Origin of the sequence: Sphingomonas pseudosanguinis, from assembly GCF_052056765.1 — a bacterium.
In the GTDB taxonomy this organism is placed as follows: Bacteria; Pseudomonadota; Alphaproteobacteria; order Sphingomonadales; family Sphingomonadaceae; genus Sphingomonas; species Sphingomonas pseudosanguinis.
Window position 1 is genome coordinate 1,751,172 of record NZ_CP189888.1, and the last position, 25,781, is coordinate 1,776,952.

18 protein-coding genes are annotated in these 25,781 nt (G+C 66.0%); 5 read left to right on the forward strand and 13 right to left on the reverse strand.

The window, feature by feature from the left end:
- Positions 1–23 precede the first annotated feature (23 nt).
- Together ACQHGV_RS07940 and ACQHGV_RS07945 are read right to left on the reverse strand one after the other, a co-directional pair.
- A complete protein-coding gene (locus tag ACQHGV_RS07940; RefSeq protein ID WP_440980083.1) occupies positions 24–1,634 on the reverse strand; it encodes a glycoside hydrolase family 43 protein in 1,611 nt (536 codons plus the stop codon).
- Positions 1,631–2,905, reverse strand: coding sequence for an MFS transporter (locus ACQHGV_RS07945; protein ID WP_440980084.1), 1,275 nt, complete (start codon positions 2,903–2,905; stop codon positions 1,631–1,633). The genes ACQHGV_RS07940 and ACQHGV_RS07945 overlap by 4 nt, the downstream gene beginning before the upstream one ends.
- Positions 2,906–3,012: 107 nt before the next feature.
- Between ACQHGV_RS07945 and ACQHGV_RS07950 the strand changes: the two genes are divergently transcribed.
- Complete coding sequence (locus ACQHGV_RS07950) at positions 3,013–4,047, forward strand: LacI family DNA-binding transcriptional regulator (RefSeq protein WP_440980085.1); 1,035 nt, start codon at positions 3,013–3,015, stop codon at positions 4,045–4,047.
- A 168-nt stretch (positions 4,048–4,215) separates the two neighbouring features.
- On the opposite strand, the gene ACQHGV_RS07955 is transcribed toward ACQHGV_RS07950, so the two are convergent.
- The 4 genes from ACQHGV_RS07955 to ACQHGV_RS07970 form a co-directional block, all read right to left on the reverse strand.
- Positions 4,216–5,217, reverse strand: coding sequence for a glycoside hydrolase family 43 protein (locus tag ACQHGV_RS07955; RefSeq protein ID WP_440980086.1), 1,002 nt, complete (start codon positions 5,215–5,217; stop codon positions 4,216–4,218).
- A gap of 11 nt (positions 5,218–5,228) precedes the next feature.
- On the reverse strand, positions 5,229–8,198 hold the full coding sequence (locus ACQHGV_RS07960; RefSeq protein WP_440980170.1) for a TonB-dependent receptor plug domain-containing protein: 2,970 nt from the start codon (positions 8,196–8,198) through the stop codon (positions 5,229–5,231).
- Between the two features lie 261 nt (positions 8,199–8,459).
- The gene (pncB, locus tag ACQHGV_RS07965; RefSeq protein WP_440980087.1) at positions 8,460–9,764 is read right to left on the reverse strand and encodes a nicotinate phosphoribosyltransferase; all 1,305 of its coding nucleotides are present in this window, start codon (positions 9,762–9,764) and stop codon (positions 8,460–8,462) included.
- A gap of 78 nt (positions 9,765–9,842) precedes the next feature.
- Complete coding sequence (locus ACQHGV_RS07970) at positions 9,843–10,571, reverse strand: NUDIX hydrolase (protein WP_440980088.1); 729 nt, start codon at positions 10,569–10,571, stop codon at positions 9,843–9,845.
- Positions 10,572–10,645: 74 nt separating this feature from the next.
- Here ACQHGV_RS07970 and ACQHGV_RS07975 point away from each other — a divergent pair, with 74 nt between their 5' ends.
- A complete protein-coding gene (locus ACQHGV_RS07975) occupies positions 10,646–11,263 on the forward strand; it encodes a cysteine hydrolase family protein (RefSeq protein ID WP_440980089.1) in 618 nt (205 codons plus the stop codon).
- 88 nt (positions 11,264–11,351) lie between these two features.
- On the opposite strand, the gene ACQHGV_RS07980 is transcribed toward ACQHGV_RS07975, so the two are convergent.
- Complete coding sequence (locus ACQHGV_RS07980) at positions 11,352–13,790, reverse strand: TonB-dependent receptor plug domain-containing protein (RefSeq protein WP_440980171.1); 2,439 nt, start codon at positions 13,788–13,790, stop codon at positions 11,352–11,354.
- Between the two features lie 260 nt (positions 13,791–14,050).
- Here ACQHGV_RS07980 and ACQHGV_RS07985 point away from each other — a divergent pair, with 260 nt between their 5' ends.
- Positions 14,051–14,584: a hypothetical protein gene (locus tag ACQHGV_RS07985; protein ID WP_440980090.1), complete on the forward strand. Its 534-nt coding sequence runs from the start codon at positions 14,051–14,053 to the stop codon at positions 14,582–14,584.
- Between the two features lie 70 nt (positions 14,585–14,654).
- Here ACQHGV_RS07985 and ACQHGV_RS07990 read toward each other — a convergent pair whose 3' ends face one another.
- Together ACQHGV_RS07990 and ACQHGV_RS07995 are read right to left on the reverse strand one after the other, a co-directional pair.
- Entirely contained in the window at positions 14,655–15,593 is a 939-nt protein-coding gene (locus tag ACQHGV_RS07990) for a 3-keto-disaccharide hydrolase (RefSeq protein WP_440977772.1), read from the reverse strand.
- 92 nt (positions 15,594–15,685) lie between these two features.
- Positions 15,686–17,116, reverse strand: a complete 1,431-nt coding sequence (locus ACQHGV_RS07995; RefSeq protein ID WP_440977773.1) for a L,D-transpeptidase family protein — start codon at positions 17,114–17,116, stop codon at positions 15,686–15,688.
- A gap of 212 nt (positions 17,117–17,328) precedes the next feature.
- Between ACQHGV_RS07995 and ACQHGV_RS08000 the strand changes: the two genes are divergently transcribed.
- Positions 17,329–18,909 (forward strand): ABC-F family ATP-binding cassette domain-containing protein, encoded by a 1,581-nt coding sequence (locus ACQHGV_RS08000; protein WP_440977774.1) that lies wholly within the window; start codon positions 17,329–17,331, stop codon positions 18,907–18,909.
- Between the two features lie 13 nt (positions 18,910–18,922).
- On the opposite strand, the gene ACQHGV_RS08005 is transcribed toward ACQHGV_RS08000, so the two are convergent.
- Positions 18,923–19,783, reverse strand: a complete 861-nt coding sequence (locus tag ACQHGV_RS08005; protein WP_440977775.1) for a hypothetical protein — start codon at positions 19,781–19,783, stop codon at positions 18,923–18,925.
- A gap of 23 nt (positions 19,784–19,806) precedes the next feature.
- Positions 19,807–21,081, reverse strand: a complete 1,275-nt coding sequence (locus ACQHGV_RS08010; RefSeq protein ID WP_440977776.1) for a PQQ-dependent sugar dehydrogenase — start codon at positions 21,079–21,081, stop codon at positions 19,807–19,809.
- Between the two features lie 189 nt (positions 21,082–21,270).
- On the opposite strand from ACQHGV_RS08010, the gene ACQHGV_RS08015 reads away from it, so the two are divergent.
- Positions 21,271–22,236, forward strand: a complete 966-nt coding sequence (locus tag ACQHGV_RS08015; RefSeq protein WP_440977777.1) for an SMP-30/gluconolactonase/LRE family protein — start codon at positions 21,271–21,273, stop codon at positions 22,234–22,236.
- A 39-nt stretch (positions 22,237–22,275) separates the two neighbouring features.
- On the opposite strand, the gene ACQHGV_RS08020 is transcribed toward ACQHGV_RS08015, so the two are convergent.
- A complete protein-coding gene (locus ACQHGV_RS08020) occupies positions 22,276–23,469 on the reverse strand; it encodes an alpha/beta hydrolase (protein ID WP_440977778.1) in 1,194 nt (397 codons plus the stop codon).
- A 128-nt stretch (positions 23,470–23,597) separates the two neighbouring features.
- The gene (locus ACQHGV_RS08025; protein ID WP_440977779.1) at positions 23,598–25,283 is read right to left on the reverse strand and encodes a GH39 family glycosyl hydrolase; all 1,686 of its coding nucleotides are present in this window, start codon (positions 25,281–25,283) and stop codon (positions 23,598–23,600) included.
- Positions 25,284–25,781: the final 498 nt, after the last annotated feature.

Here is a 25,781-nt window from a genome sequence, read left to right on the forward strand (position 1 = left end):
CGGCGGCCGGCCGATCCCCATGGTCAGGCGACGACGTCCCCCGCCTCGACATAATCGAAATGACGGAAATCGGCCGCCCGGCCGGTGCCCGCCATGTCCTGACACGCGATGCCGACGAAGCTGCCGGTGAAGTTGGGCAGCCCGGGCAACGTCGCCTCATCGGACAACAGGCTGGCGTCGAACCGCTCGGGCAGCCAGGTCCAGTCGGCTTCTCCCTCGCCGCGAAAGGCGAAGCGCAGCGCCTCGTGATCGACCTGCACGCGCATCGCGATCGGTCCCTCCGGCACGGGTATGGCCGGGGTCAACAGGCTCTGCCCTTCGCCGATCGGCAGGACCGATAGCACCTGGATCTGGCGCGTGCCGTCATCCGCCGCCGTCAGGTGGAGGAAGAGATATTTGCTGCTGTTATAATAGCAGACCAGGCCGGCCGCCTGCTGGAAATGCTCGGGCGCGAAATCGACGAGCGTCTGCGCGTCATAGCGGAACCCGGTCTGGCGACGGGCGACGAGCGCTTGGGTGAAATGGCTGCCGATCGTCTCCCGCCCGAACAGCCGGAGATGACCGGGCCGCGCGGTCAGGCTGAATATCTGTTCGGGGTACGGCGTGCGCAGCCACTGGAAGGCGTCCGGCAGGGTCGGGGCGTCGAACAGGTCGCGTGCGACGATCGGCGACGTCGCATTATCGGTGACCGGCGGTTCCTCGGCACAGCGCAACCAGCCGTCCGCACCCCATTGCATCCGCCGGATCGCCGTCTCACGGCCCAGCGCGCAGCGATCGCTGCCGGGCAAGGGACGACCGCACAGATAGGCCATCCATGTCTCGCCTTCGGGCGTTTCGACCAGATCGCCATGCCCGGTCCGCTGCAGCGGGGCGTCGGGGGATTGGCGCGCGGTCAGCACCGGGCCGTCGGGATGCGGCTCATAGGGACCGAACAGGCTGCGCGACCGTGCCATGACGACGGCATGGCCGCGCTCGGTCCCCCCTTCGGCGACCAGCAGATGATACCAGCCGTCGCGCTTGTAGAGATGCGGCCCCTCGGTGAAGCCGAGCGCCGTGCCCTCGAAGATCGTCCGGCGCTGGCCCAGCAGCCGGCCGCTGCGCAGGTCGATCTCCTGCGCGATGATACCCGCGAAGCGCCGCCGGTCGGGACGATGGTCCCATAGCATGTTGAGCAGCCAGCTGCGCCCGTCATCGTCATGGAACAGCGCAGGGTCGAAGCCGCTGCTGTTCAGATGCACCGGGTCGGACCAGTCGCCGTCGATCCGCTCGCTCGATACCCAGTAATTGTGGAAGTCGCGCAGCGATGCGCCCTTCGCACCGTCCACCGTGGTGCGGCCGTATCGCTTCACATCGGTGAAGATCAGATGGAAGCGCCCGTCCTTGTAGCTCAGGTCCGGCGCCCATACCCCGCAGGAATCGGGATTGCCGCGCATGTCCAGTTGGCTCGCCCGCGCCAGCGGCCGGGCGACGAGCCTCCAGTTGGTCAGGTCCCGGCTATGGTGGATCTGGACGCCGGGATACCATTCGAAGGTCGAGGTCGCGATGTAATAATCCTCGCCGACCCGTACGATCGAGGGGTCGGGGTTGAACCCGCGCAGGATGGGATTGACCGGGTTGATAGGGGCAGAGGTCATGCGGGTTTGCGCACCAGGGTCCAGAGGAGAATGGCACCGGCCAGATCGAGCAGGCCGAGCAGGATAAAAAAGGGCTGATAGCCGACCTGATCGACCAGCGATCCCAGGGTCAGCGTGAACAGCAGGACGCCCAGATTGGCGGCCGTGCCCGACACGCCCGTCGCGGTCGCGACCTGATCCTGCGGGAACAAGTCCGAACACAGGGTGATGACGGTCACCGACAGCGTCTGATGCGCGAACCCGCCCAGGCAAAGCAGCGCGACCGCCGTGACCGGGCTGTTCACGCTGCCGACGAACATCATGCCCGTCATCAGCACCGCGCCCAGCGTGAAGGCGCCGCGCCGCGCATCGATCAGGTTGACGCCGCGCCGCTGCAGAAAGGCGACCACGGCCGGCCCGAACAGGCAACCCAGATCGGCGGCAAGGAACGGCAGCCAGGCGAACAGCGCGATCTGGGTCAGGTCGAAATGCCGCGCCTGGACGAGATAGAGCGGCATCCAGAGCGATAACATGCCCCAGACCGGATCGGCCAGGAAGCGTGCGGCTGCGATCGCCCAGAGGTTGCGCCGGCGCAGCAGTTCGCCCAGCGGCGGGCGGCGGCGGTGCTTGGCGAGACTCGCCTCCTGCCCCTCGACGATCAGCGCGCGCTCGCGGGCCGATAGCCTGGGGTGGCGCGCCGGGATCGCATACCAGAACAGCCAGGCGACCACCCAGAGCAGACCCAGACCGCCCGCCACGAAGAAGGCCGCCCGCCAGCTATGATAGAAGACCGCCCAGGCGACGAGCGGCGGCGCGAAGACGGCGCCGAAGGATGCGCCGATCTGATAGATGCCGCCGGCCACCCCGCGCTCGCGCGCTGGAAACCATTCGGCGACGACCTTCATCCCCGCCGGCTGTGCCGATCCCTCGACCAGCCCCAGCGCGCCGCGCAAGCCGGCGAAACCCAGCCAGCCATTGGCAAAACCATGCCCCAGTGTGATCAGCGACCACACCGCGACGAACAGGCTGAACCCGATCTTCAAGCCGATCAGGTCGAGCAGATAGCCCGCCACCGGCTGGAACATGATGCCGAACTGAAAGGCGCCGGTGATCCAGCTATATTGCGAAGACGAGATATGCTGTTCGGCCATGATCGCCGGGGCCGCGACGCCCAATATGCTGCGCGTCAGATAGTTGATGACCATCGCGACGACGAACAAGGCGATGATGGTCCAGCGGATATAGGGGAACGGCCGTCCCCGCCCGCCCCCGTCGACAGCGTCGTGACGCACCGCGTCTCCCTTCATGATTGGCCGACCGGCATTGACGCCCCCCGCCGGGGCGAGGCAGGGCGTAAAGCGACCACCGGGCCGATGCCCGACGACAGGACGGAACGGGATTGACCGGCAGACAGAGACGCCCGCGCGGCGTCACGATCATCGATGTCGCCAAGCAGGCGGGCGTGTCGCCGATGACCGTGTCGCGCGTCATCAACGGCGATGCCGGCGTTCGCGACGAGGTGCGCGCGCATGTCCGCGAGGTGATCGCGACGCTGAACTACACCCCCAACATGATGGCGCGCAGCCTGGTGACCTCGCGCGAGATCCGGATCGGTGTCATCTACTCCAACCCCAGCGCGGCCTTCATGAGCGAGCTGCTGGTCGGCGTGTTCGAGGAGGCCTCGACCCGCGCGGCGCAGTTGTTCCTGCTGAAGGGCGAACAAGGCCGTCCGCCGGCGCGCGATGCCATCGAAGGGCTGATCGCGCAGCGGATCGCGGGCGTGCTGCTCGCCCCGCCCCTGGGCGAGGCGAAAGCGGTGCGCGCGATATTGCAGGAGGCGGGGCTGCCCGTCGCGGTGATCGGCGGCGTCGTGCCCGATGCGGTGTGCGTCGGCATCGACAATGAGCGTGCCGCCTTCGACATGACCCGGCACCTGATCGCGCTGGGCCACCGGCGGCTGGGCTTCGTGCTCGGCAATCCCGACCAGTCGGCCAGCATCGCGCGCCTCGCCGGTTTCCGCGCGGCGGTCGATGCGGCGGGTGGCGGGATCGAGACACAGGTCGTGCACGGCGATTACAGCTATGCCTCGGGGCTGATCGCCGGCGAGGAACTGCTGGGAAGCGCAAATCCGCCGACCGCCATCTTCGCCAGCAACGACGACATGGCCGCCGCGATCGTCTCGGTCGCGCATCGCCGCCATCTGGACGTGCCGGCCGACCTGACGGTGGCGGGCTTCGACGACAGCACGGCGGCGACGACGCTCTGGCCGCCGCTGACCACCATTCATCAGCCCGTGCGCGCATTGGCGACCGAGGCGTTGCAGCGGCTGATCCAGGACATTCGCGGCGGCGGCACGGCTGGTGACGGTCAGCCGCGCGTCACGATCCTCGACCATCAGCTGATCGAGCGTGACTCGACCGCCCCGCCGCGATGACGCCATTCCTCCCCTGTACGGGGAGGTGGCAGCGCGCAGCGCTGACGGAGGGGTATCACCGGCCATGGGGCGGTCCATCGCATGCGGCGACATCCCTCCACCATGTTGCGCGTGGCCCCCTTCCCCTTTCGGGCGAGGACAAGTCGGCATGACCAACGGCGTCAATCTCTACCGCGCCGATGCCGTCACGCCGGCATCGGTCTGGACGACCGGCTTCATCGTGCCATCCGGATTATAGTAAAGCCGTTCGACCGTCACCGCGCGCCGTCCGATCGCCCCGCTCTGGTCGCCGATCGCGAGGTTGGCATTGTGGAGGAAGAGGTAGGACTTGCCCTTGAACTCGGCGATGCCGGGGTGGATGGTGAAGCTGTACTTGCCCGATCCCGTCAACAACCCATGATAGGTCCATGGCCCCTTCAGCGACGGCGCGGTGGCGTAGGAGATATGCTCGTCCCGCTGCGTCGTCCGGTCGAGCGAGGCATAGGTCAGGTAATAGAGATTGCCACGCTTGTGCACCCACGGCCCTTCTTCGAAATGGGGCGGCGTGATCTCGGTGATCGGGCCGTCGATCTCGATCATGTTGGGCTTCAGCTTCGCGATATAGCATTGCCGGTTGCCCCATGCGATCCAGGTCGTGCCGTCGTCATCGGTCAGGACGGTCGGGTCGATGTCTTCCCAGCTATGCGTGCCTTTGGGCGTCATCTCGTTGGTGATCAGCGCCGAACCCTTGGCATCGACGAAGGGGCCGGTCGGCGTGTCGGAGACCGCGACCGCGATCGCCTTGCCGGGATGGGTCTTGTCATGCTCGACGGCGGCGTAGAACCAGTATTTGCCGTTCTTGTAGATCGTCTGGCTGGCCCAGGCGTCCTGCTTGGCCCATTTGAAATCGCGCACGTTCATGATCGGCCCGTGCGGAGTCCAGGTCTTCATGTCGGTGGTCGAATAGACGAGCCACTCCTTCATGTTGAACATCTCGTCCCGCTGCGCCTCGTCATGCCCGACATAGAGGTACAGGCGGTCGCCCACGACCAGCGGCGCGGGGTCGGCCGTGAACTTGTCGCGGATGATCGGGTTGCTCCCCGGCCGATCCGCCGGTGCACCGGCACCGGACATGGCGGTGCCCGGCAAAGCGAGGAGCAGTAACGAAGCGATCATCCGCGACAGGGCCATGGGCTGTTCCTTTAGAAGCTGAACCGCACGCCGGCGCGGAACACGCGTCCGAGCACGTCGTACAGCGCCGGGTTCACGAAATAGGGCGAACGAGCGGGATCACGGTTGAAGACATTGTCGACCTTGAAATAGGTCGTGACCGCCGGCGTGATGTTATAGGTGCCGCCGACGTCGAAATAAAAGGCGCCGGGGATGAAATTATTGTCGATCGTCGGCCGGTTGGCGGTCGACGCGGGGCAGCCGGTGGTGCACTCGATATACTGGTTGCCCAAATTGCCGTCGCTGAACCAGCGTTCCTGCAGCAGGAGCGAGAAGTCGTCGGTGGCATAGGTCTGCACCGCCAGCCACTTCCACTTGGGCGTGTTGCCGATGTTCACCCCCGCCGAGTCGTTGGGGATGGTGCCCGGCAGGCCGGTGTCGGTGATGAACCGGCGGATATTGGTCGCCAGCGCGCGCAGCGTCAGGCTGCCCGGCAGGCCCAGCGGGCGTTGCCAGCGATAGCTCGCCTCAATGTCGAAACCATCGGTCAGAATCGACGCCAGGTTGAACGACTGGACGTTGATGAAGTTGGGGCCGTTGGGGTTGTTCAGGTTGAACACGCCGCACGTCTCCGGCGCGATGTTCAGGAAGCACAGGTTGACGATGTCCTGCGCGCCCAGGCTGGAGATCACGTCGGTGATCTTGATCTTATAATAGTCGACCGACAGGCTGAGGCCCGGGATCGCCTGCGAATTGGAGAAGGCGATGCCCAGCGTGGTGTTGCGCGCAATCTCGGGCGTCAGGTTGACGTTGCCGATGGTGTTCTGGAGCGCCAGTACGTTGACGTTATTGAACGGATCGAAAAAGCCCGGCAGTGTCGTCGTGACGGGTGCAGCGAAAAGTTCGGACAGGTTCGGCGCGCGCACGTCGCGCGAGGTCACGCCGCGGATGCGCAGGCCATCGACCGGCAGGTCCCAGGTTCCGCCCAGCTTCCACGCCCAGACCGTGCCCGAGGTACTATAATCGGTGACGCGCGCCGCGCCGGTGATGTTGGCCCGGCCGCCTGCGTCCGAATTGATGATCGGCAGGTCGGCCTCCAGGAACGCCTCCTTGACGCTATAGGCGCCGCTGCCGTTCTTATAGTTGCCGGCATACCAGTTATTGCCGTCCGCCAGCAGCACCGGGTCGGCCGGATAGGCGCCATTGGCCGGGCTGTTGGCGAAGCCCGCGCCGTATGGGTCGGCGCGCACGCGGTAGAATTCGTGGCGGAACTCGCCGCCGAACGCCACCGACACCGGCCCCGCCCAGGACGAGAAGGGTGAGCCGGAGAAGTTCAGGCTGATCACGTCCTGCGTCTGGCGGGTGCGCTGATAGGCGCCGTTCTGCGGAATGATGTAGTTGAGCGCCGCCGCCGAAGGATTGCCGCCGAAGATGTTGAGCGGCTGACACCCATTGGCGCGCGCCGTCGCATCGGCACAGACGATCGCGCCGTTCAGCGTGGTCGCGTTGATTGCCTGGTTGAAGCGGCGGGACAGCATGATGTTGCTGACATCGACATCGGTATAGTTGGTCCCGTGCTCGTAATACATGTCGTAGGACCAGTCGGACCCGGCGACCGACTCGCGCCCCTTGGCACCCGCGACGAAGCGGAACTGACGGCGATCGGTATAGACCTGCGTATTGCCGAGCGCGGCATTGCTGGTGCCGTACTGGAAATTGGTGATGCCCGCCGTGGTGCACGCCGCCTTGATCAGCGCAGGCACGAAGGGATTGGCGCACTGGATGGTCAGGTTGGGACGGTTCATGCCGCCGACCGGCTGGTTGTTGGTCTTCACCTGGCCGATATTGACCGTACCATAGATTTCGCCATTGGGTGCGAAGTCATAGCCGATACGGCCATAGCTGTTCACCCGCTGGATCTTCGACTGGAGCGAGCGGCCCGCATCGACATTGCCCGACAGGTCGCCGCCCAGGCAGAAGCCGGGGAAACAGCCGCGAACATTGCCCGCCGCATCGCGCGCCGGCACTCCGCCCGATCCGTACTGGAACTGGAACGGATTGCCCGCCTGGTCGAAGGCGATACCCTGCAGCGGCCCGGCCGTGATCAGGCCGTATTTGGTGTAGTTATAGGGCTGCGCATAGTCGCGGAACAGATATTGCGGCGTACCGTCGTTCAGGACGTTGCGATTGATCAACGTCGACTGGCGGAACCAGTCGCGCCCGCCCGCCAGCGCGGTGCCGAACTCGCCGCCGCCGACGCCGTCCTCATGCGCGTACTCGGTGCTGGCGATCACATGCAGGCTGTCGTTCAACAGGCTGGTGCCGCCCGCCAGCTGGATCAGCACCTGCTCATTGTCCCCATAGGTGGTCAGGCCGCCCTGGACATTGCCCTTGATCCCCTTGAACCGGGTATCGGTGATGAAGTTGACGACACCGCCGACCGCGTCCGAGCCATAGGAGGCCGAGGCGCCGCCATTGACGACGTCGACCCGCTTGATCAGCAGCTGCGGAAACAGGCTGATGTCGGGCACGCCGGTCACGTTCGCGCCGACGACGCGCTGCCCGTCGAGCAGCGTCAGGGTGCGGATCGCGCCGACGCCGCGCAGCGAGAAGGAGCTCAGGCCCTGCTGCCCGCTCGACGTGCTGAAGGTGTTGACCGAGGTGCCGGTCGATCCCTGAAGCGAGGGAAGCTGCGCGACCGTCGTGAAGATATTGGGCTGCGCGTTCTGCTGGATCTGCTCCTCGCCGATCACCGTCGTCGGGGTCGGTGCGGTAAAGCCGCCGGTGGTGATGCGCGATCCGGTGACGATGATGTCGCGGCTGTCCGCCTCACCTTCCTGTGTCGCGGGGCTCGCAGTCACGGCCGCCTGATCGGCGGGCGTCCCCTGCGGCGACGTCGCCGTCTGCGCCCAGCTTGGCGTGGCCATGATACAGGCCGCGATCACCGCCAGGCTGGCCGGTGCCATCATCGACCGACGCAGGCGCCGCGCGCCCGATCCCATCCTCGTCATTATCCTCTCCCTGCCCGTCCCGTTATACCTGGTAACGTTACCAGCATCCTTGTCCGATTTGGAGCGGATGTCAATGCTCTGACATTTCAGGAGGTTGTGGGGTCTGTCTTGCCCGAAATAATGCGCGCCTTGGGGTTCAAATGTCGCTCAGAGGAGTAGCCAAAAGCATCGTCCATGATGTTGCTATCGAACGGAAAAATTCGGATCGGGACCGCAGGTGGCGATCGATGCCCCCTGCGGCCGATCGGCTGGTTACACCGCAACCGTTTGCGGCACATGCCCATCGCGACCAAAAATGCGCAGATAGCGCTCGATCTCGGATGGCTCGCCGGTCGCCTTTGCCGGATTGTCCGACAGCTTGACCGCCGGCCGGCCATCGGCGCTGATGACCTTGGCCACGAGCGAGATCGGCTCCAGCCCCAGCCCGCCCGCCGGGTCGCATCCCCGGAAGTCATTGGTCAGGTTCGTCCCCCAGCCAAAGCTCATCCGCACCCGACCATGGAAATGACGATAGGTCGCCTCGATGCTGTCGACGTCCATACCGTCGGAGAAGATCAGCAGCTTGCCACGCGGATTGCGGCCATGCGCCTGCCACCAGGCCATGATCTGCTCGCCCCCTTCGATCGGCGGCATCGAATCGGGGCGAAAACCGGTCCAGTCGGCCAGCCAGTCGGGGGCGTTGCGCAGGAAGCTCGTGGTGCCGAAGGCATCGGGCAGGGCGATCAGCAGATTGCCGTCATAATGCGCCTGCCACTCTTCCAGCACCCGATAGGGCGCGGCGGCGACCCCGGCATCGTCCTGCGCCAGTGCGGCCAGCACCATCGGCAGCTCATGCGCGTTGGTGCCGATCGCCTCCAGATCATTGTCCATCGCCAGCAGGACGTTGGAACTGCCGATGAAACGGTGGCCCAGCCCCTCCTTCAACGCCTCGACGCACCAGCGCTGCCACAGAAAGCCATGCCGCCGCCGGGTGCCGAAATCGGAAATGACGAGGTCGGGCAATTGCCGCAGTCGCTCGACCTTCTCCCACAGCTTCGCCTTGGCGCGGGCATAGAGGATGTCGAGCTCGAACCGCCCCCGCCCCTTCAGCGCGGCGCGCGAGCGAAGCTCGTTGACGATGGCCAGCGCGGGGATTTCCCACATGGTGGTGTGGGTCCAGGGACCATCGAAATGCAGCTCGAACTGGCCGTCGACGGTCCGCAGCTCATATTCGGGAAGCTGGAAATCGGCGAGCCACTGGATGAAATCGGGCGCGAACATACGCTGCTTGCCGTAAAAGCTGTTGCCCGCCAGCCAGATCAGCTCTTTCTTGCTGAAGCGCACGGTCCGTGCATGATCCAGCTGCTCACGCAATTCGGTCTCGTCGATCACCTCGGCCAGTCGCACGCCACGGCTGCGATTGATCAGCGAGAAGGTCGCCTGCACGTCCGGATGGCGATGCCGGATCATCTGCAGCATCAGCAGCTTGTAGAAATCGGTATCAAGCAGGCTGCGCACGACCGGGTCGAGCCGCCAGCCATGATTATAGACGCGCGTGGCGATGTCGGTAACGGGCATGGTCGGTCCTTTATCGGCTGGCTTGGCAGGGAAACGGCGAAGGCGGGCGCCGTGTTTCGAACGCTGAGCGGGGATGGGTCATCGAGCGTCACGCTTTGGGATATGGGCGCGGTACAGCTCGGCCGGACGAAACGATGCGCCGGTTTCGCGCTCACCCGTCGCCTCGAGCCAGCCGCGATCCAGCATGCGTCGGCGAAAGGCGGGTTTGTTGAGACTCTGCCCGAGAATCGCCTCATAAACCTCTTGCAGCATTCGCAAAGTGAACCGTTCCGGCAACAGCGCGAAAGCGACATGCGAATAGTCGAGCTTGCCGCGCAACCGCTCCAGTGCGAGCGCGATCATCGCGTCATGATCGAAGGCCAGGGTCACAGGGCCATCGCCATCGATCCGCGCCTCGACCCCGCCTCCTGACGGCGACACGCCAAGCGACGCCAGCCCCAGTTCCGGCGCATGGCGAAGCGCGGCCCGGAAGCGCTCGACGGGCAACAGCGCGAAATAGGCGACGCTGATCACCCGCATGCGCGGATCGCGCTGCACGGCGCCGAAGGTATAGAGCTGCTCGATATAGGCGTCGGTCAGATGCGCTTTGTCATGCAGGATGCGGCGCGCGGCGGCGTCCAGGCTCTCGTCCCTCCCCACGAAACCACCCGGCAAGGCCCAATGGCCGGCAAAGGGATGCTGACCGCGTTCGGCCAGCAGCACCGCCGGCGCGCCATCGACAACGCTCATCAGAATCAGATCGACCGTGACCGATGGCCGGTCATAGGCGTTGGCGTCATATCGCTTCAGATAGGCACGTTCGTCCATCACCCCACCTTATATCCATCTTGCGCTTTACTTATGAGCGTTGCAGATATATGTCAAATACGAGGAGAAGGTCGATGAAGCGCTTCGTCATCGTGGTGGATATGCAGCATGACTTTGTAGCGGCCGATGGCGCCCTGCCCGTGCCGGATGCCGAGGCCATCGTCGCGCCCATGCGCGAGTGGCTGGCCAGCTTGTCCGCCAGCGATACCGCCGGCGTGTTGTTCACGCGCGATACCCATATACCGGAAATCTATGCCGGATCGGCCGAGGCACAGCAGTTTCCCCTTCACTGCGTGAAGGATGGCCCCGGTTGGGCGCTGACGATCGACCCGGCCGTGGTCGATGCGGAAATCCCGACATATACGCTGGAAAAGAGCGTCTTCGACATGTGGGAGGAGCCCGGCCTCGTCCTGGCGCCATGCGATGGCGGGGAGCCAATCGAACGCGAGGCCTTCTTCGCCGACCTGCGGGCCGGGGGCGTCGACGATGTGACGGTCGTGGGCGTCGCGGCGGATTATTGCGTTCGTTGGGCGGTGGAAGGGCTGATGGCACGCGACTTCCGCGTATCCGTCATCCCCGCCCTGACACGCGGCATCGTCCGCTCGGCCGAAACGGTGGCGGCGGAGGAGTGGGAGGGCCGGCTTGTGATGCTCGTCCAAGACGAAGCCCCGCTCGAAACGCCAGCCCCTTAACGCCAGCGATCGGCTCGCTGCCGGGCTCGAGCTTGAAGGCTCATGTCCGAGCGTCGGGGCCGGACGTCCTATCCGGCCCCGAGACGCCTTACCAGTTCACCCCGGCACGGGCATAGAGATAGCGCCCGTTGAAACCGAACGGCGAGTAATAGGGGAAGCCCAGCACGCCGGTCGAATTGTTCGCCGCAACCTGCTGCTGCGGATAGACGTCGAACAGGTTGCTGACGCCCAGCCCCAGTTGCACGCCACGATCGCCGGTGTAGCGCAACTCGATATCGGTGATCGCGCGCCGCCCGGTCGGCACGTCGGCGGCGGGCGTCGTGCCCGGCTGGATGACGTTGCCATAATAGGTCACCCGCGCCAGTGCACCGAGCCGGTCGAGCGACCAGTCGATCGTGCCCGTCACCTTCTCGCGCGGCGTTCCCTGCTCCAGCGTCAGGATGCGGCTGCGCGCGAACAGCGTCGGTGCCGGGTTCAGCACGGCGGTCGAGGTCGGCACCCGCGTCACGTCGACATCGTTGACATTGCCCGCGACGGTGAAGTCGAACACCCCGGCCCCGGCCGTCCGCCAGCGATAATGCGCCACCGCATCGATACCGCGCGTGGTCGAGGCCAGCCCGTTGATGAAGAAGCGCGCGGCCGAGACGTTGAACGGTGCCAGCAGCGCGGCCACCTGCGGACTGAAGGTCGCCTGGATATTCTCCGAGAGGCCCAGCTGGTTGCGCAGTCGGATCTGGTAGGCATCGACGGTCAGGTCGAACCCGCCCGCGCGGATGACCGTGCCGATCGACAGGTTGGTCGACTTTTCCGGCTCCAGCGGCAGGCCGCCCAGCGCCACGCCGACCGGCGACACCGACGGGAAGGTCCCGGTCAGGATCGGCACGCCATTGGTGACGACCGAGGCGACCTGGGTGAAATATTGCTGTTGCAGCGACGGCGCACGGAAGCCGGTCGAGGCGGTGGCGCGCAGGGCGAACCAGTCGGCCACGTCATAGCGCGCCGAAATCTTGCCATTGGCGGTGCTGCCGAAGTCCGAATAATCCTCGAACCGCCCGGCCAGCCCGACGAGGAACTTGTCGGTCAGCTGCGCTTCGAGATCGAGATAGGCGCTGCCGTTGCGGCGGCTGCGCTTGATCTCGTTGCGGGGCGCGAAGCCGCCAAAGCCCTGCGCGCCGGGCGACGCCCCCGCGACCGCGCCGGTTTCGGGATAGTCGTAGGAGGCCCGCTCGCCCGCCACGATCTTATAGCCTTCGCGCCGGCCCTCGACACCGAAGGCGAGGTTGAGCGACTGGAACACGTCGAACTGGCGCGTGACGTCCAACCCTGCGACATACTGGTCGTAAATCAACGCGCCGTCGTTGAAATTCTTCGGGGTCGCCGCGCCGTACGCATAGTTGGCGGAGTTGAGCGTGCGGAACGCGATCCTGTTGCGGCCATAGCTGAACGACAGGTCGACATCGAAGCCCGCCACATTGCCCTTGATGCCGGCGGCGGAGTTCAAATCTTGCGACTTGGTGTTGATGATCGGCAGGAAGCCATTGGGATAGCCCGCCAATCGGGTCGCCGCGCTGGGCAGGCGCGGGAACGCCGCGCCGCGGGAATCGCGGTCCTGATAGCCGACAAAGCCGTACAGGCTCCAATCATCGACCAGCGTCGTGCCGGCGTTGAGGAAGCCGGTGTACTGCTCGACCTCGGGATCGCCATAGCGGCCGGTGATGCGGGTCGGCGTGACGCGCGGATCGAAATCGGCGCGGTTGGTCGGCCGACGGTTCAGATACTCGCCCGACACCGTGACATAGCCGTCCTCGCCAAAGCCGAAGCCCTGCCACAACGAGGCGGTCACCGCATGCTCGCCGGTGACGTGCCGGCTGCCACGCGCGGTGTCGACCTGGGTGTCGTAGAAACCGTAATTGACCTGTGCCCCGCCGCCTGAGCGTGCCTTGCGCAGCCGGAGATTGACGACGCCGGCAATCGCGTCCGAGCCATATTGCGCCGACGCACCGTCGCGCAGCACCTCGATCCGGTCGAGCGCGACCGTGGGGATGGTGTTGAGGTCGACCGCCGCCGAACCGCGACCGACAGTGCCGTTGGTGTTCAACAGCGCGGACGTATGCCCCCGGATACCGTTGATCAGCACCAGCGTCTGGTCGGGCGACAGGCCGCGCAGCGTGGCCGGACGGACCGAGTCCGTACCGTCATTGGCGGAGGGACGCGGGAAATCGATCGAAGGGGCGACGGTTGCCAGCGCCGCGCCGAGTTCGGTCGTGCCCTGCCGCTGCAGGCTGGCGCCGCTGAGCACGTCGACCGGCGAGATGCTGTCCAGCCGGGTCCGCCCCTCGACACGGGTGCCGGTGACGATCACGTCATTCTGCTGATCCGCGCGGGTCGCGACATCGGCGCCGGCCGGCGCGGTTTCCGCCGGTTCGCTGCCTTGCGTCCCCGATGCAGGCGTCGGGGTCGTTTGCGCGAAGGCGGGCGTGCCGATCAGGGCGGCAAGAATGGTGCCGGTCAAGGCGGCCGTGCGGATGGTGTGCACCGTTTGGATTCCCTCTTTTATCCGGCGTGACCCGGACGGCGTCTATAGGCACGCCTATATCCCTGACAGGGATGAGAAAATCTGTGCGCAGGGATAGGCGGGGTTGAAGCCGGCCATCATCCCCGAAGCGTGGCAAAAATGACTCTGTCGGATTCCAATCGCTTATCGCCGATACGAAAAGTGGAATCTTCGGAATCGACGAGCCCCTTGGACCATGGACAAAAGGAGTACGCCATGCGTAGGTCGCCGCAGTGGCGGCGTTACTTTTCCTGTTGCTGGCAGTCGTGATGGCGTTCACCGGAGGGGGGGCGTCCTGGATCGTCGCGGCCACCGTGGTGGCATCGGCGACCGCCGGCACGCTGCTCCCCGACCTGGATACGCCGCTGCGCCTGCGGCATCGCAGCGCAATCCTGCACAGCATCCTGCCGCTGTTCGTCGCCACGCTCGATCCCCGCACCTGGCCGGTCGCGGCGGGACTGGGCTTCGGCATCGGGCTTCATCTGGCGGCCGATTTGTTTCCCAGCAGCATGCGCGGTTTCGCGACGATCAAGATGCCGCTGCTGGGGTCGATCGGCCCCGTCCTGTCCTATCTGTGGATCGCGACCAACGCCGTCGCCAATCTGGTCGGCGGGCTGATCCTGCTCGGCCAGGTGGCGGACGGCCAGCCGATGCTGGTCGCGATGGCGACCATCGGCATCATGGGCACGGTCTATCTGATCCGCACCGATGGCGGCTGGTGCGCGCTCGGCCTTTTCGGGCTGATCGGCTGGCTCGCCTTTCGCTGAGCGATCGCCGGCCCCAAATCCGGCGCCCGTCGCGCGCGAACGCGAGAACGCCGACGATCAGCAAGAGGGACTATTTCGCCACGACGATCCGGGGCAGCGCCTTGATCGGTTCGACCGTGATCGCCCGAAACCAGGTTTCGGCCCCTTCCGATTGAAGCTGGACATGCCCGTGGGTCAGCGGCTGGCGGCTGCCATCGGCGGCGATGGCCGCCAAGTCGCGCACTTCGGCCACCGGCACGCCGTTGACGACATGCACCGCGCGGTCACCGACGACATACAGGTCGAGCGTGTTCCACTGGCCGATCGGTCGCTCGGCATCGGTCGCGGCCTCGACATTCCAGGTCGGGGTGCCGTTGACGATATCGATCTGCCGCCCGCCGACCCGGTAGCGCAGATGCGGCGCGATCAGCGACGGGTCGAATGCCACATCGGTATGTCCGCGGATCTTGCCGCCGACCGCGACGATCATGCCGGTCGATCCCCGCATGATCTCGAACTCGGCCGAGGGGCGCCACGTGCCGAACACCTCGCCCGGCACACCGTGACTGTGATAGAGCAGGCCATTGTTGCGCGGCTGGTCCTTGCGCGGCGCCCAGGTCTTGTCGCCCCATCTGAACTGCAGGCGCAGGTGATAGTCGCGAAGATCGGCGCGGTGGACCAGACTGCCCCAGGTTTCTCCCTTGACCCAGATGGCGGGCGCGCCGTCGACCTGACGTATCGCGAAATCGTCGTTGGTGTCACGGCCGACGCCGATCGGCGTGGCGCCGGGACTGGCGCGATAGGTGATCGACGGATCGGCATAGCCCAGCCACGGTGTCCAGCCCGTCAGACTGCGGCCGTCGAACAAAGCGATCGGTTTGCCCGTCGCCTCGGGAATATCGACCAGCCGCAGCGTCTGAGCACCGGCAACCGGCTCACCCGCCAGTTGCCGCGCATGCTCCTTCGAATCCTGCGCCAATGCCGGTGTCGCCATGACGACCAGCGCGAGCCATGCCTTGTCGAAACGCATCCCTGCTCCTCCCCACCTGATGTCCGGTGATTATGGAGCAATCATAGCGCGTTATCGCTAACAGGCGAGCGACAATCGCCCACCCGTCACGATTACGGTCCGACATCCGCCGCGCCGGTCTGAACGCGCAGCGCCTTGCCGGCCTTGAAGCCCAGCGCCGAGCCGACCCGGTCGTCCCAGCCATAGGGATCGTTGCGCACGATCGGCTCGCCATCCTTGTCGAACAGGACCGTCTGATAGAGCAGTCGGACGGGGATTTCGCGCGGCAGTTTGACGAACGTCTCCTTGCCGGTTTCGCGCGCCCGGTGCCATTCGTCGACCACGCCCTCGTCCTTGGCCAACATCTCGGCGAAACCGAGCGCGTCCTCGACACGGACACAGCCATGGCTGCGCTGGCGCTGGACCATGGCGAACAGGGCCTTGGCCGGCGTGTCGTGCAGATAGATGGCGTGATCGTTCTGCATGTCGAACTTGACGAGGCCAAGCGAGTTCTTCGGCCCCGGCTGCTGGACGATCCAGCCGTCCTTCCACTCCATATTGTTGGCGCGCAGATAGGCCGCGCCCTTCTGCGCCAGTTCCTTCTTCTGGATCGACCGGGGCACGGTCCAGGTTGGATTGGCGACGAGGCGGAAAATGGGCGAGCCGAGCTGCGGCGTCTCGGTATCCGGTTCGCCGACGACGACCCGGCGGGTGTCGACGATCTTGCCGTCGCGCCAATAGGTCAGCCGCGCCGCCGCGATGTTGACGTCGATCCGGGTCGCGGGCGGGGTGCGCTCCAGCCAGCGCAGGCGCTCCATCGCCACCGCGATCGCGCGCATGCGGTCGGCGTCCGACATGTTGAGGATGGCCAGCGCCTCATCGCCGATGATGCCGTCCGGCTTCATCCCGTAATCCGCCTGCATCCGGCGAACCGCCTCGACGATGGTGGGCGCATAGCCGTTCCCCTGCGCGGCATCGGGGGCCAGATAATCGAGGATGACGAGTTCGCGGACGATGGCGGGAATGCGCGGGTCGCTGGCACCCGGCTTGATCGCCTCCCCGGAGTCCGCGATCTGCCCCTCGGGTGCCTGAGGCTGCTGCTTCAGCTTGAGATAGGCGGCCGACAACCGCTTGTAATTGCCGTCCTGCGGCGCGAGGCTGTCCAGCCATTTGTTGAGATCACCGGCGCGCAACGCGTTCGCGAGCCCGGCCTTCAGATCGGGCGACGGCCGGGGCACCGTATACACCTCGTACAATTTTGTCGGATCGCTCGCTCCGCGCGCTAGCGCACCGGCGAAGCGCAGCGCCTGCTCGTTCAAAGCGTTATCGTCGCTCGCCGAGACATTAAAGGCCATCTGATCGAGACCATGGGCGGCGCGCGCATCGATCGCCTGGCGCAGCTGGGACTTGGTCCGGTCGCTCCATGTCGCGGGACCCGCGGTTTCCCCGGCCGGAGAGGCGGTGTTCTGGTCCGACGCCGTCTGACCGCTGCAGGCCGCCAGCAGCATTCCCAACACCAATGGCGTGCCCAGTCGCTTATACATGCGTCGCTCCTTCATTTCGGGGCTGAAACGCATCGAGGCGATCACGGCTCCCAGCCGTTGTGCTTTTGGACGAAATGCCGCCCGGCTCGGCCCCGGGTGGCGTGATCGCCCGCGATCGGCTATATCCGCGCCGCGAAAAGAAGGAGCCACGCCCGTGAACGACCGGAAGATCAGCGCCATCCGCCCTGCCCTCCCCGTCCGTCACGGTGCCCATGTCCAGCCTCATCACCTTCTCGCATCTCTCCGCCGCCACGCCTGACGGCCGAACGCTTTTCCATGATCTGACCCTGTCGGTCGGTGCCGAGCGCATCGGCTTGGTCGGGCGCAACGGATCGGGCAAATCCAGCCTGTTGCGCATCGCGGCCGGGCTGGCCATGCCGGCATCCGGCACCATCCATCGCGCCTCTACGGTCGGCATGCTCGCCCAGACCCATGACCCGGCGGACAGCGTCGCCGAGGCGCTGGGCGTCGCCACACCGCTCGCGATCCTGTCCCGGATCGAGGCGGGCGACGGCGTGGCGACCGATTTCGAGGCCGCCGACTGGACGCTGCCCGCCACGATCGACGCGGCGCTCGCGCAGGTCGGGCTGGGGGGCGTCGCGCTGGACCGGCCGATGGGCAGCCTGTCGGGCGGCGAGCGGACGCGGATCGGCTTGGCTCGACTGGCGATCGCCAGGCCCGACCTGCTGCTGCTGGACGAGCCGACCAACAATCTCGATCGGGCGGGACGCGCCGCCATCGCCCGGCTGATCGCCGGGTGGCGGGGCGGCGTGCTGGTGGCGAGCCATGACCGTGCGCTGCTGGAGGGCATGGACCGGATCGTCGAGTTGAACCCGATCGACATCCGCATTGTCGGCGGCGGCTGGTCGGCCTTCGCCAACCTTCGCGACACCGAACGCGCCCGCGCCGAGACCGAGCGCGAACGCGCCGATGCGACCTTGCGCAGCACCCGCCTTGCCGCCCAGGCCGCGCGAGAGGCGAAGGACCGGCGCGACAAGGCCGGACGCGCCTTCGCCGCCAAGGGGTCCGAGCCGAAAATCCTGCTGGGCGCGCGCGCCGAACGTGCGGAGAATAGCGGCGGTCACGCCCGCCAGATCGCGGAGCGCCAGATCACCGACGCCGCAGCGGCGAGCGCCGCCGCCCGCGCGCGGATCGAGGTGCTGACCCCGCTGACCATCGATCTGCCCGCGACCGGCCTGCCCGCCCAAGCCGAATTGCTCGTGATTGAGGAGGCGAGGGTCGAGCGTGGCGATCGGTGCCTGGGGCCGTGGTCGCTGTCCCTCCATGGCCCCGAACGGATCGCCGTCACCGGGCGCAACGGCGCGGGCAAGTCGACGCTGCTCCGCCTCATGACCGGCGACCTCACGCCCAGTACCGGCAGGGTGCGGCGGCGGGCGGATCGGATCGCGATGCTCGACCAGCATGTCACTTTGCTCGATGACGCGGAGACGATCGCTGGCAATCTTCGCCGGCTATATCCCATGCTTGACGACGAAGCCGTGCATGCCGCCTGCGCCTGCTTCGCGTTCCGCAACCGCGACGCGCAGCGGATCGTGGGCTCGCTGTCGGGCGGCGAGCGCCTGCGCGCCGGTCTTGCTGCACTTTTGTCGGGGGAAAACCCGCCCTGGCTGCTGATCCTCGACGAGCCGACCAATCACCTCGACATCGAGTCGATCGAGGTTCTCGAAACCGCGCTGCGCGGCTTCGACGGCGCGTTACTGGTCGTCAGTCATGACAGGCGCTTCCTCGATGCGATCGGCATCACGCGGACCATGGCGGTCGACGCCGACTGACGATGCCGCCGCGTCACCACGCCATGACGAGCGAGAGCGTGGCATAGGGGATTACCGCCGCCGTCGAGCCGTCCGGCGCATCGAGACGGCGCAACCGGTCGTCGCGGACCAGCGCCAGCACTTCCGCCTGCAACGTCGCGGTGCTGCCGGCCAAACGGACGGGTTGCGCGAGCGTCAGCCCGCCGCTGGCATAGGCACGGTCGCCGGTGCCCGGCCCGTAGAAGCCGCCCCAGCCGATGCCGCCCATCACCGGTATGGCCAGCGTCGGGCCGTCCTCGCGCCGGGTCAATGCGAAGGACGGCGCGATCCCGGCAATGGTGTAGAGGCCGCCATCGCCCTGGGTTCGACGGGTCACCGCCGCACGCGGTTTCAACCGACCCCAGCCCTTGTCCGCCGAATAAAGTACGCTCAGGCTGGCCTCATGCGTCGTCGCCGCGACGCCGTTCGGGCTCGTCTTGATGGTATAGGTGACGGCGGTCGTCAGCCCCCCGGTCGGACGCCATGCCAGCCCGAGGAGATTGTTGCTTTCATACCAGGCCCGCGGCGAGGCACGGTCCGCCGCACGCGGGGCATGAAAACCGTTCGAGCTTTGCCCGATGGCGAACAGCTCACCGCTTCCGTCCTCCCGGCGGCGCAGCACGACCGCGCCGCCGATCGCGACATGGACCGGCACCCGGTCGAGCCGCGCGTCGTCATCGTCGAGCGCACCGCGCGCATAGTCGCCGTTGCGCACGTCGAGGGATATGACCGGATGCCAGGTGCGGGCGCCGTCGCGAATGTCGACCTCTGACAGCGTGGCGTCCTCGGTATCGGCGAACGGGATCGTCTGAGCATGAAGAGGGGCCGCGACGAGGATGCTCATCGCCGCGGCCATCGTGTGAGCCCAAGGTCGAGGGGTCACGCCTTGCGACGGACCAGCCAGACGGTATCGCCGGCATCGTCGACCACGAAGATCGCCCCATCCTCGCGCGTCTGGATGCTGACCGGGCGGCCATAGACATCGCCCTTCTTCGCATCGGCGACGAAGCCGGTCAGGAAGGGCTGCGGCTCGGCAGAGGGTCGTCCTTGCGTGAACGGGACCGCCAGCACGTCATAGCCGAGGAAGCTCGACCGGTTCCACGATCCATGGCGCGCGACATAGGCCATTTGTGCGCCCGGTGCCTTGTCGAACGCGATGCCGAGTGCCGCCGAATGCGCACCGACCGCCACATCGGGCATCAGCGTCGTCGCCAGCAGATCGCGCCGCTCGTTGACGTGACGCGGGTCCTGCTTGCCATAATAGCTGTACGGCCAGCCATAGAAGCCGCCCTCGCGCACGCCGACCAGATAATCGGGCGAGATGTCGTCCCCGATCTCGTCGCGTTCGTTGACGGCGGTCCAGAGGGTGCCGCTGGTCGGTGCCCAGGCCATGCCGACCGGATTGCGCAGGCCCGAGGCATAGAGACGCTCACGGCCCGTATTCACATCCACCGCCAGGATCGCGGCACGCCGCTTTTCCTCGTCCATGCCATATTCGCCGACATTCGACGCCGATCCGACCGACACATAGAGCGTGCGGCCATCGGGGCTGAGCAGCAGGTTGCGGGTCCAGTGATTATTATAGCCGCCCGCCGGCAGCGAGATCAGCGGCCGGGGCGCATCGGTGATCCGCGTCTGCCCCAGTTGATAGGGAAAGCTGACCACGCCATCGGTATTCGCGACGTAGAGCCGACCATTGGCATATTGCATACCGAATGGCTGGTTCAGCCCGTCGCGCAGCACGAAGCGCTGCTCGGCCACGCCGTCACGATCCGCGTCGCGCAGCAGCGTCAGGCGGTTGGCGCTGTATCCGGTGGTCTTGGACAGCGCCTGCCCGCGCTGAACCTCCGGATCGGCGTCGAGCTTGGGCTTGGTCCGCGCCTCGGACACCAGCACGTCGCCATTGGGCAGCAGCAGCGCCTGTCGCGGATAGTCGAGACCGCCGGCGAACTTCACCACCTCATAGCCGCGCGGCGCGACGGGCTTGCGCCCTTCCGGCCAGCCGATGGTGCGCGGATGGTTGATCACCGACTCCGTCGCATAGGGTTCGGGCTGCGGCGACAGGCCTATGACTTTGGGCGTCGTCTGGGCATGGGCCGTCCCAGCGATCATGATCGATGCGAGGGCGAGGTTAAGAAAGGCGGTCTTGGTCATGATGGCTCCCGGCTGCGTCGGCCATCAGAACCGCCCGAAATGGCCATATATCCCGCATGGCGGGCCAGACATGAAATGTCACGATCGGTCGCATGATGCCCCCTGGTTGATCAAAGCATGGGCAGGAGCCAGCTTGCCCGCCCGAACGTTACGTCCGCATCGGTCGCTCCAGACTCAACAGGACATGCCATGCCGCTTCCCTCTCACGACAGCATCAGCCGACGGTTCATGATGGCGGGGACGGGTGCCTCGCTGCTGCTGATGGGCACGCGTGCCGCCGCCGCGCCATCACTGGCGGATGTCGTCGATCCGGCCGCGCGACTGCGGACGCTGCACAGCGGCGGACGCTGGATGGAAGGCCCCGCCTGGGACCCACGGCGGCGGAGACTGATCTGCAGCGACGTCAAGCGCAACACGATGTTGCGCATCGATGGCGCGCGTGTCAGCGTCTTTCGCGCACCGTCCAACAACGCCAATGGCAATGGCTTCGACGCACGCGGCCGGTTGATCACCTGCGAGCATCGCACCCGGCGGGTGGTACGGCAGGAGGCCGATGGCCGGATGACCGTGCTCGCCGACCGCTATCGGGGCAAGCGCCTCAATTCCCCCAATGATCTGGCCGTCGCGGCGGATGGCGCGGTGTGGTTCACCGATCCGATCTATGGCATCACCGTCCCCGATGAAGGCATCCGCGCCGAACCCGAACAGCCGGGGCGTTTCGTCTATCGCATCGATCCCTCGGGCAGCCTGACGGTCGTCGAGGGCGAGATGGACCAGCCCAACGGCATCGTCTTTTCCCCTGATGGCCGAACGCTCTACATCAGCGAGACGGGCGGCGCGTTGAAGCCCGATGGCCCGCGGGAAATCCTGGCCTTCGACGTGGTGAACGGGGTTCGCCTCGCCCGCCGGCGGGTCTTCGCGCGGTTGGACAAGGGTATTCCGGACGGGCTGGCGGTCGACCGGGCGGGCCGGGTCTATGCCGGCATCGCCGAGGGTGTGGGCATCTGGTCGCCCGGTGGCGAGCGGCTGGGTACGATCCCGACACCCAAGCCGTGCGCCAATATCGCCTTTGGCGGACGCGACGGGCGCACGCTGTTCGCCTGCGCGACCGACAGCGTCCATGCGATCACCCTGCGGGTGGCCGGCGTGATCTGAGCCGACGGGCACGGCGCGTCGCCGCGCCCGTCCGGGCCTTCAGTCGCGGAACAGCAGCGGCGCCATCGCGTGCAGGCTGCGCCGCCAGGTCTGGAACTCGTGGCCCGTATCGGGGGATACGAAGAACACGCTATTCAGCCCCGCCTGCTTCAGGGCGGCGGCATTGGCGCGCGGATCGCTGCGGGGGCCACCGGGCGGGCCGGTGCGGTCGCCCTCCAATTCCCGACCACCGAAGCTGACGAAGGTCAGCTTCACCTTGTCGCGATAGCCCGGTGCCGCATTCACATCCTCGAGCGACATCGTCCCGCCGCTGAGCAGCCCGATATAGGCGAACGTGTCGAGATGCTTGGGCGCGATCAGCTTGGTCTCGAACCCGCCCATCGACAACCCCGCCATGGCGCGATGCCGCTGGTCCGACAGCGTCCGGAAATGGCCATCGACATAAGGGATCAGTTCGTTGAGCAGCACGGTCTGGAACGGCCGGATGTCGAACGCGGCCAGCCCGCCGGGGCCGCCGGGCCGCAGGTCGTTGGTCATGCCATAGGTCATGACGATGATGAACGGCCGCGTCTTTCCGGCGGCGATCAGATTGTCCATGATCAGATTGGCATGGCCCTGGTTCGCCCAGGCGGTTTCGTCCTCGCCCCAGCCATGCTGGAGATAGAGCACCGGGTAACGCTCGCGCGCATTCCGGTCGTAACCGGGCGGGGTATAGACGAAAGCCCTCCGCTGGCTGGCCGTGCTGGGCGAGGCAAACAGGATCTGCTCGACGCGGCCATGGGGCACGTCCTTCAGCGCGTAGAAATCGGCGTCATGCGCCGGGATTTCGATCCCGCTCTCCCACCGGGTGGAGCCGTAGAAGTTCAGCGTCCCCGGATCGTTGAACGTCCCGCCATCGACGGTGAGATGATAATAGTGAAACCCCTCATCGAGCGGCCCTTCGGAAGTGCCCATCCACGACCCGTCCGGCGCCTCCGTCAGGACCGTACCGCCGCGCCCGCCCAGCCCCAGGCTGACCTTCACCGCTTTGGCGTCAGGCGCGACGATGCGGAAACGGGCATAGCCCTGCGAATTGACCTGCGGATAGGCCTGTCCCGGCTGGTTGAGCGTGGAGGGTTTGAAATCCTCCACCACCGATGCCGGCGCGGCTGGCGCGGCTGGCACGGTCGTCTGCGCGACCAGTGGTGATACCGCTATCATCGCCGTAAGCAACGCGGCGCTCAGCATCCTCATCGGTCATCCTCCCTCATGATCATCGCCCGGCCTGGTGGCCGTGGCATCGGATCGCCAAGGTGCCGCGCTTGGCGAAAGGACACAAGCCCTGACGCACATCGCTCCGCCATCGGAGGCGAAGGCGCCGATCAACGTGTGCCCAGCACCACCAATGCGACGCCCTGCCGTGGTAGCGATAGCGCCGTCGTCGCAACGCCACCGCCTGTGGCGATGGGCAGCATCTCAGACCGCATTTCGGATGCAGATTCCAACTGGGCATACTGCGACTGATTGGGCGACTGGGGGGCGCCCATCGCTTTCCATGCGGCATAGGCATTGGCATGATCGCCATCGACCCGCCACAGCGTCGCCGAGGCGGGCGCCGTGCCCTTCAGGCCACGCAGCGATAATCGAATGGCAGCCGGCGGACCGGCGACGTCATCGTCGTGATAATGCCAGATCAGCACCGCGATCCGGCCGTCGCTGGTCCGCGTCGCGATGGTCCCGACATCCGGCGCACCGCGCACCCCTTGCGTCATCACGATATCCAGCGGCACCTGCGCATCGCTCTCCGCCGCCAATCGCTCAGTGCCCAGCTGCGCGAACAGGCGAAAGACGTTCAGGACCGGCAAGGCGACGCCATTGGTCGCCAGCTGGCGATAGCCCGCGAACCAGGGCTGGTTCTCGAACTCGAAAGACCAGGACAGCACACCCTCCAGATTGACCCGCCGCCGCGCCGCCAGTTCCCAGATCCGGGCGAAGCTGGCGGCCGTATAGCTCGAATACATCGTCCCGTTGCGATAGGCGTTTTCGGGGCCGGGACAGGCGGCGCAGCCCTCGGGGTCGCTCTCGCCGATCACGACGGGCTTGGTAGCGAGTGTGGGGATCGCGGTGACCTTCACGAAGCCGCGATCGACTTCCTTCAAATGGGTCGCGATCCCCATGCGGACATGGCCGTCGACGAAGCTCGGCTGGCCCTTGGCGTGAAAGGCCAGGAAGTCGGTCGGCGTGCCGGTCTTGCCCGTCGCATGGTTGGTGCCGCTGGTGACATGGTGCAGGAAGCCGTCCATGAACGCGCCCCCGGCCCCCGCCGAATCCGGCCCACCGACCCGTGCCGTCGGCAGCGCGCGACGCACGCCGTCGACGGCGTAATCATGCAGCTTGTAGAATTCCTCGCGCGGCGCTTCCCAATAGGCTCCGTTTGCCTCGTTCCACACCTCGAAATACCAGCGCTCGACCTCCGCCCGGCCATAGCGTTCGACATTGTGGCGGGTCCATTGATAGACCAGATCGCGCCATTTGTCGTAGCTTTTGGGCGGATAGGCCCAGCCGGAAATGATCGCGTTATAGTCGAAGCCGGGGCGCCAACCATGCTGATAGGGCGTGCCGGACGGCGCGGTCGACATCGCCTCGGGCATGAAGCCGATCTGTAGATAGGGGCGGACGCCGCGCGCCAGATAGGTGTCGATGATGCGATCGACCACGGTCCAGTCATAGACCGGCTTGCCGTCCTTGGTCTCGGTATAGACGTTGGTGCTGCCCCATTTGAACGCCGGCGTGCCATCGCCGGTATTGAGCAGATTGTGCGCCCGGAAATAGACATCCCCCTTGCGCAGCTTGCCCAGCGACAGCAGCAGTTTGCGGCCGTCCTTCATGGTCGCATAATTCGGCTCGTCCGCCCCGAAGAACCGCCAGACCGGCGGCAGCGTCCCCGTCGTCCGGCCGGCATCGACCGTGATCGCAACCGGCCGCGCTTCCTGCGCGGCGGCGGGCGCGGCCCCGGCCATGACGGCGGCGATCATCGCCGCCGAGACGATATGGGTGACCATCGGCATCCCTCCCCTTTTTTATGTCGGACAGATGCTGGGCGCAGGACGGTGCCGGGTCAACCACCGATGACCGAGACATCTGGGTGGCGGTGCCCCGCCGGCTCGTACGTTTGCATGAGCGGCTATCGGCGTTTGGGGCGATAACGACGCCCGACACGCCGGAGAGATTACTCGAGGATCAGAAGTGCACGCCGAACCGCACACCGGCATAGCGCCGGAAGCTGCGCTTCGCGGTGCCCATGGGTGATATCGGGTAATTTACATTCTCGGCGAATTTGCGTTTGATGCGGGGTACTTTGATAGCATTTGCTGCACGGGCTTCAGTCGACATCAGAATGCAAACAATTCCGTTCCTAACAGAAATAAATTCTAATTAACCATAACAATTTTTGTTTCCCGTAATGGAGCCGACTTTCTATGATCGAATATCTATTGCAGTCTTAATTTTTGCAGTATGATCATTCTTGATCAACTTATCAATGCGCAAAATCATGTTGTTTAAAA

Bases quoted from the DNA above. Each gene is read 5' to 3' on its own strand.
- ACQHGV_RS07940 (WP_440980083.1), bottom strand. From the start codon at position 1,634: ATGACCTCTGCCCCTATCAACCCGGTCAATCCCATCCTGCGCGGGTTC.
- ACQHGV_RS07955 (WP_440980086.1), bottom strand. From the start codon at position 5,217: ATGGCCCTGTCGCGGATGATCGCTTCGTTACTGCTCCTCGCTTTGCCG.
- ACQHGV_RS07960 (WP_440980170.1), bottom strand. From the start codon at position 8,198: ATGGGATCGGGCGCGCGGCGCCTGCGTCGGTCGATGATGGCACCGGCC.
- pncB (WP_440980087.1), bottom strand. From the start codon at position 9,764: ATGCCCGTTACCGACATCGCCACGCGCGTCTATAATCATGGCTGGCGG.
- ACQHGV_RS07970 (WP_440980088.1), bottom strand. From the start codon at position 10,571: ATGGACGAACGTGCCTATCTGAAGCGATATGACGCCAACGCCTATGAC.
- ACQHGV_RS07975 (WP_440980089.1), top strand. From the start codon at position 10,646: ATGAAGCGCTTCGTCATCGTGGTGGATATGCAGCATGACTTTGTAGCG.
- ACQHGV_RS07990 (WP_440977772.1), bottom strand. From the start codon at position 15,593: ATGCGTTTCGACAAGGCATGGCTCGCGCTGGTCGTCATGGCGACACCG.
- ACQHGV_RS07995 (WP_440977773.1), bottom strand. From the start codon at position 17,116: ATGTATAAGCGACTGGGCACGCCATTGGTGTTGGGAATGCTGCTGGCG.
- ACQHGV_RS08000 (WP_440977774.1), top strand. From the start codon at position 17,329: ATGTCCAGCCTCATCACCTTCTCGCATCTCTCCGCCGCCACGCCTGAC.
- ACQHGV_RS08005 (WP_440977775.1), bottom strand. From the start codon at position 19,783: ATGGCCGCGGCGATGAGCATCCTCGTCGCGGCCCCTCTTCATGCTCAG.
- ACQHGV_RS08010 (WP_440977776.1), bottom strand. From the start codon at position 21,081: ATGACCAAGACCGCCTTTCTTAACCTCGCCCTCGCATCGATCATGATC.
- ACQHGV_RS08015 (WP_440977777.1), top strand. From the start codon at position 21,271: ATGCCGCTTCCCTCTCACGACAGCATCAGCCGACGGTTCATGATGGCG.
- ACQHGV_RS08020 (WP_440977778.1), bottom strand. From the start codon at position 23,469: ATGAGGATGCTGAGCGCCGCGTTGCTTACGGCGATGATAGCGGTATCA.
- ACQHGV_RS08025 (WP_440977779.1), bottom strand. From the start codon at position 25,283: ATGCCGATGGTCACCCATATCGTCTCGGCGGCGATGATCGCCGCCGTC.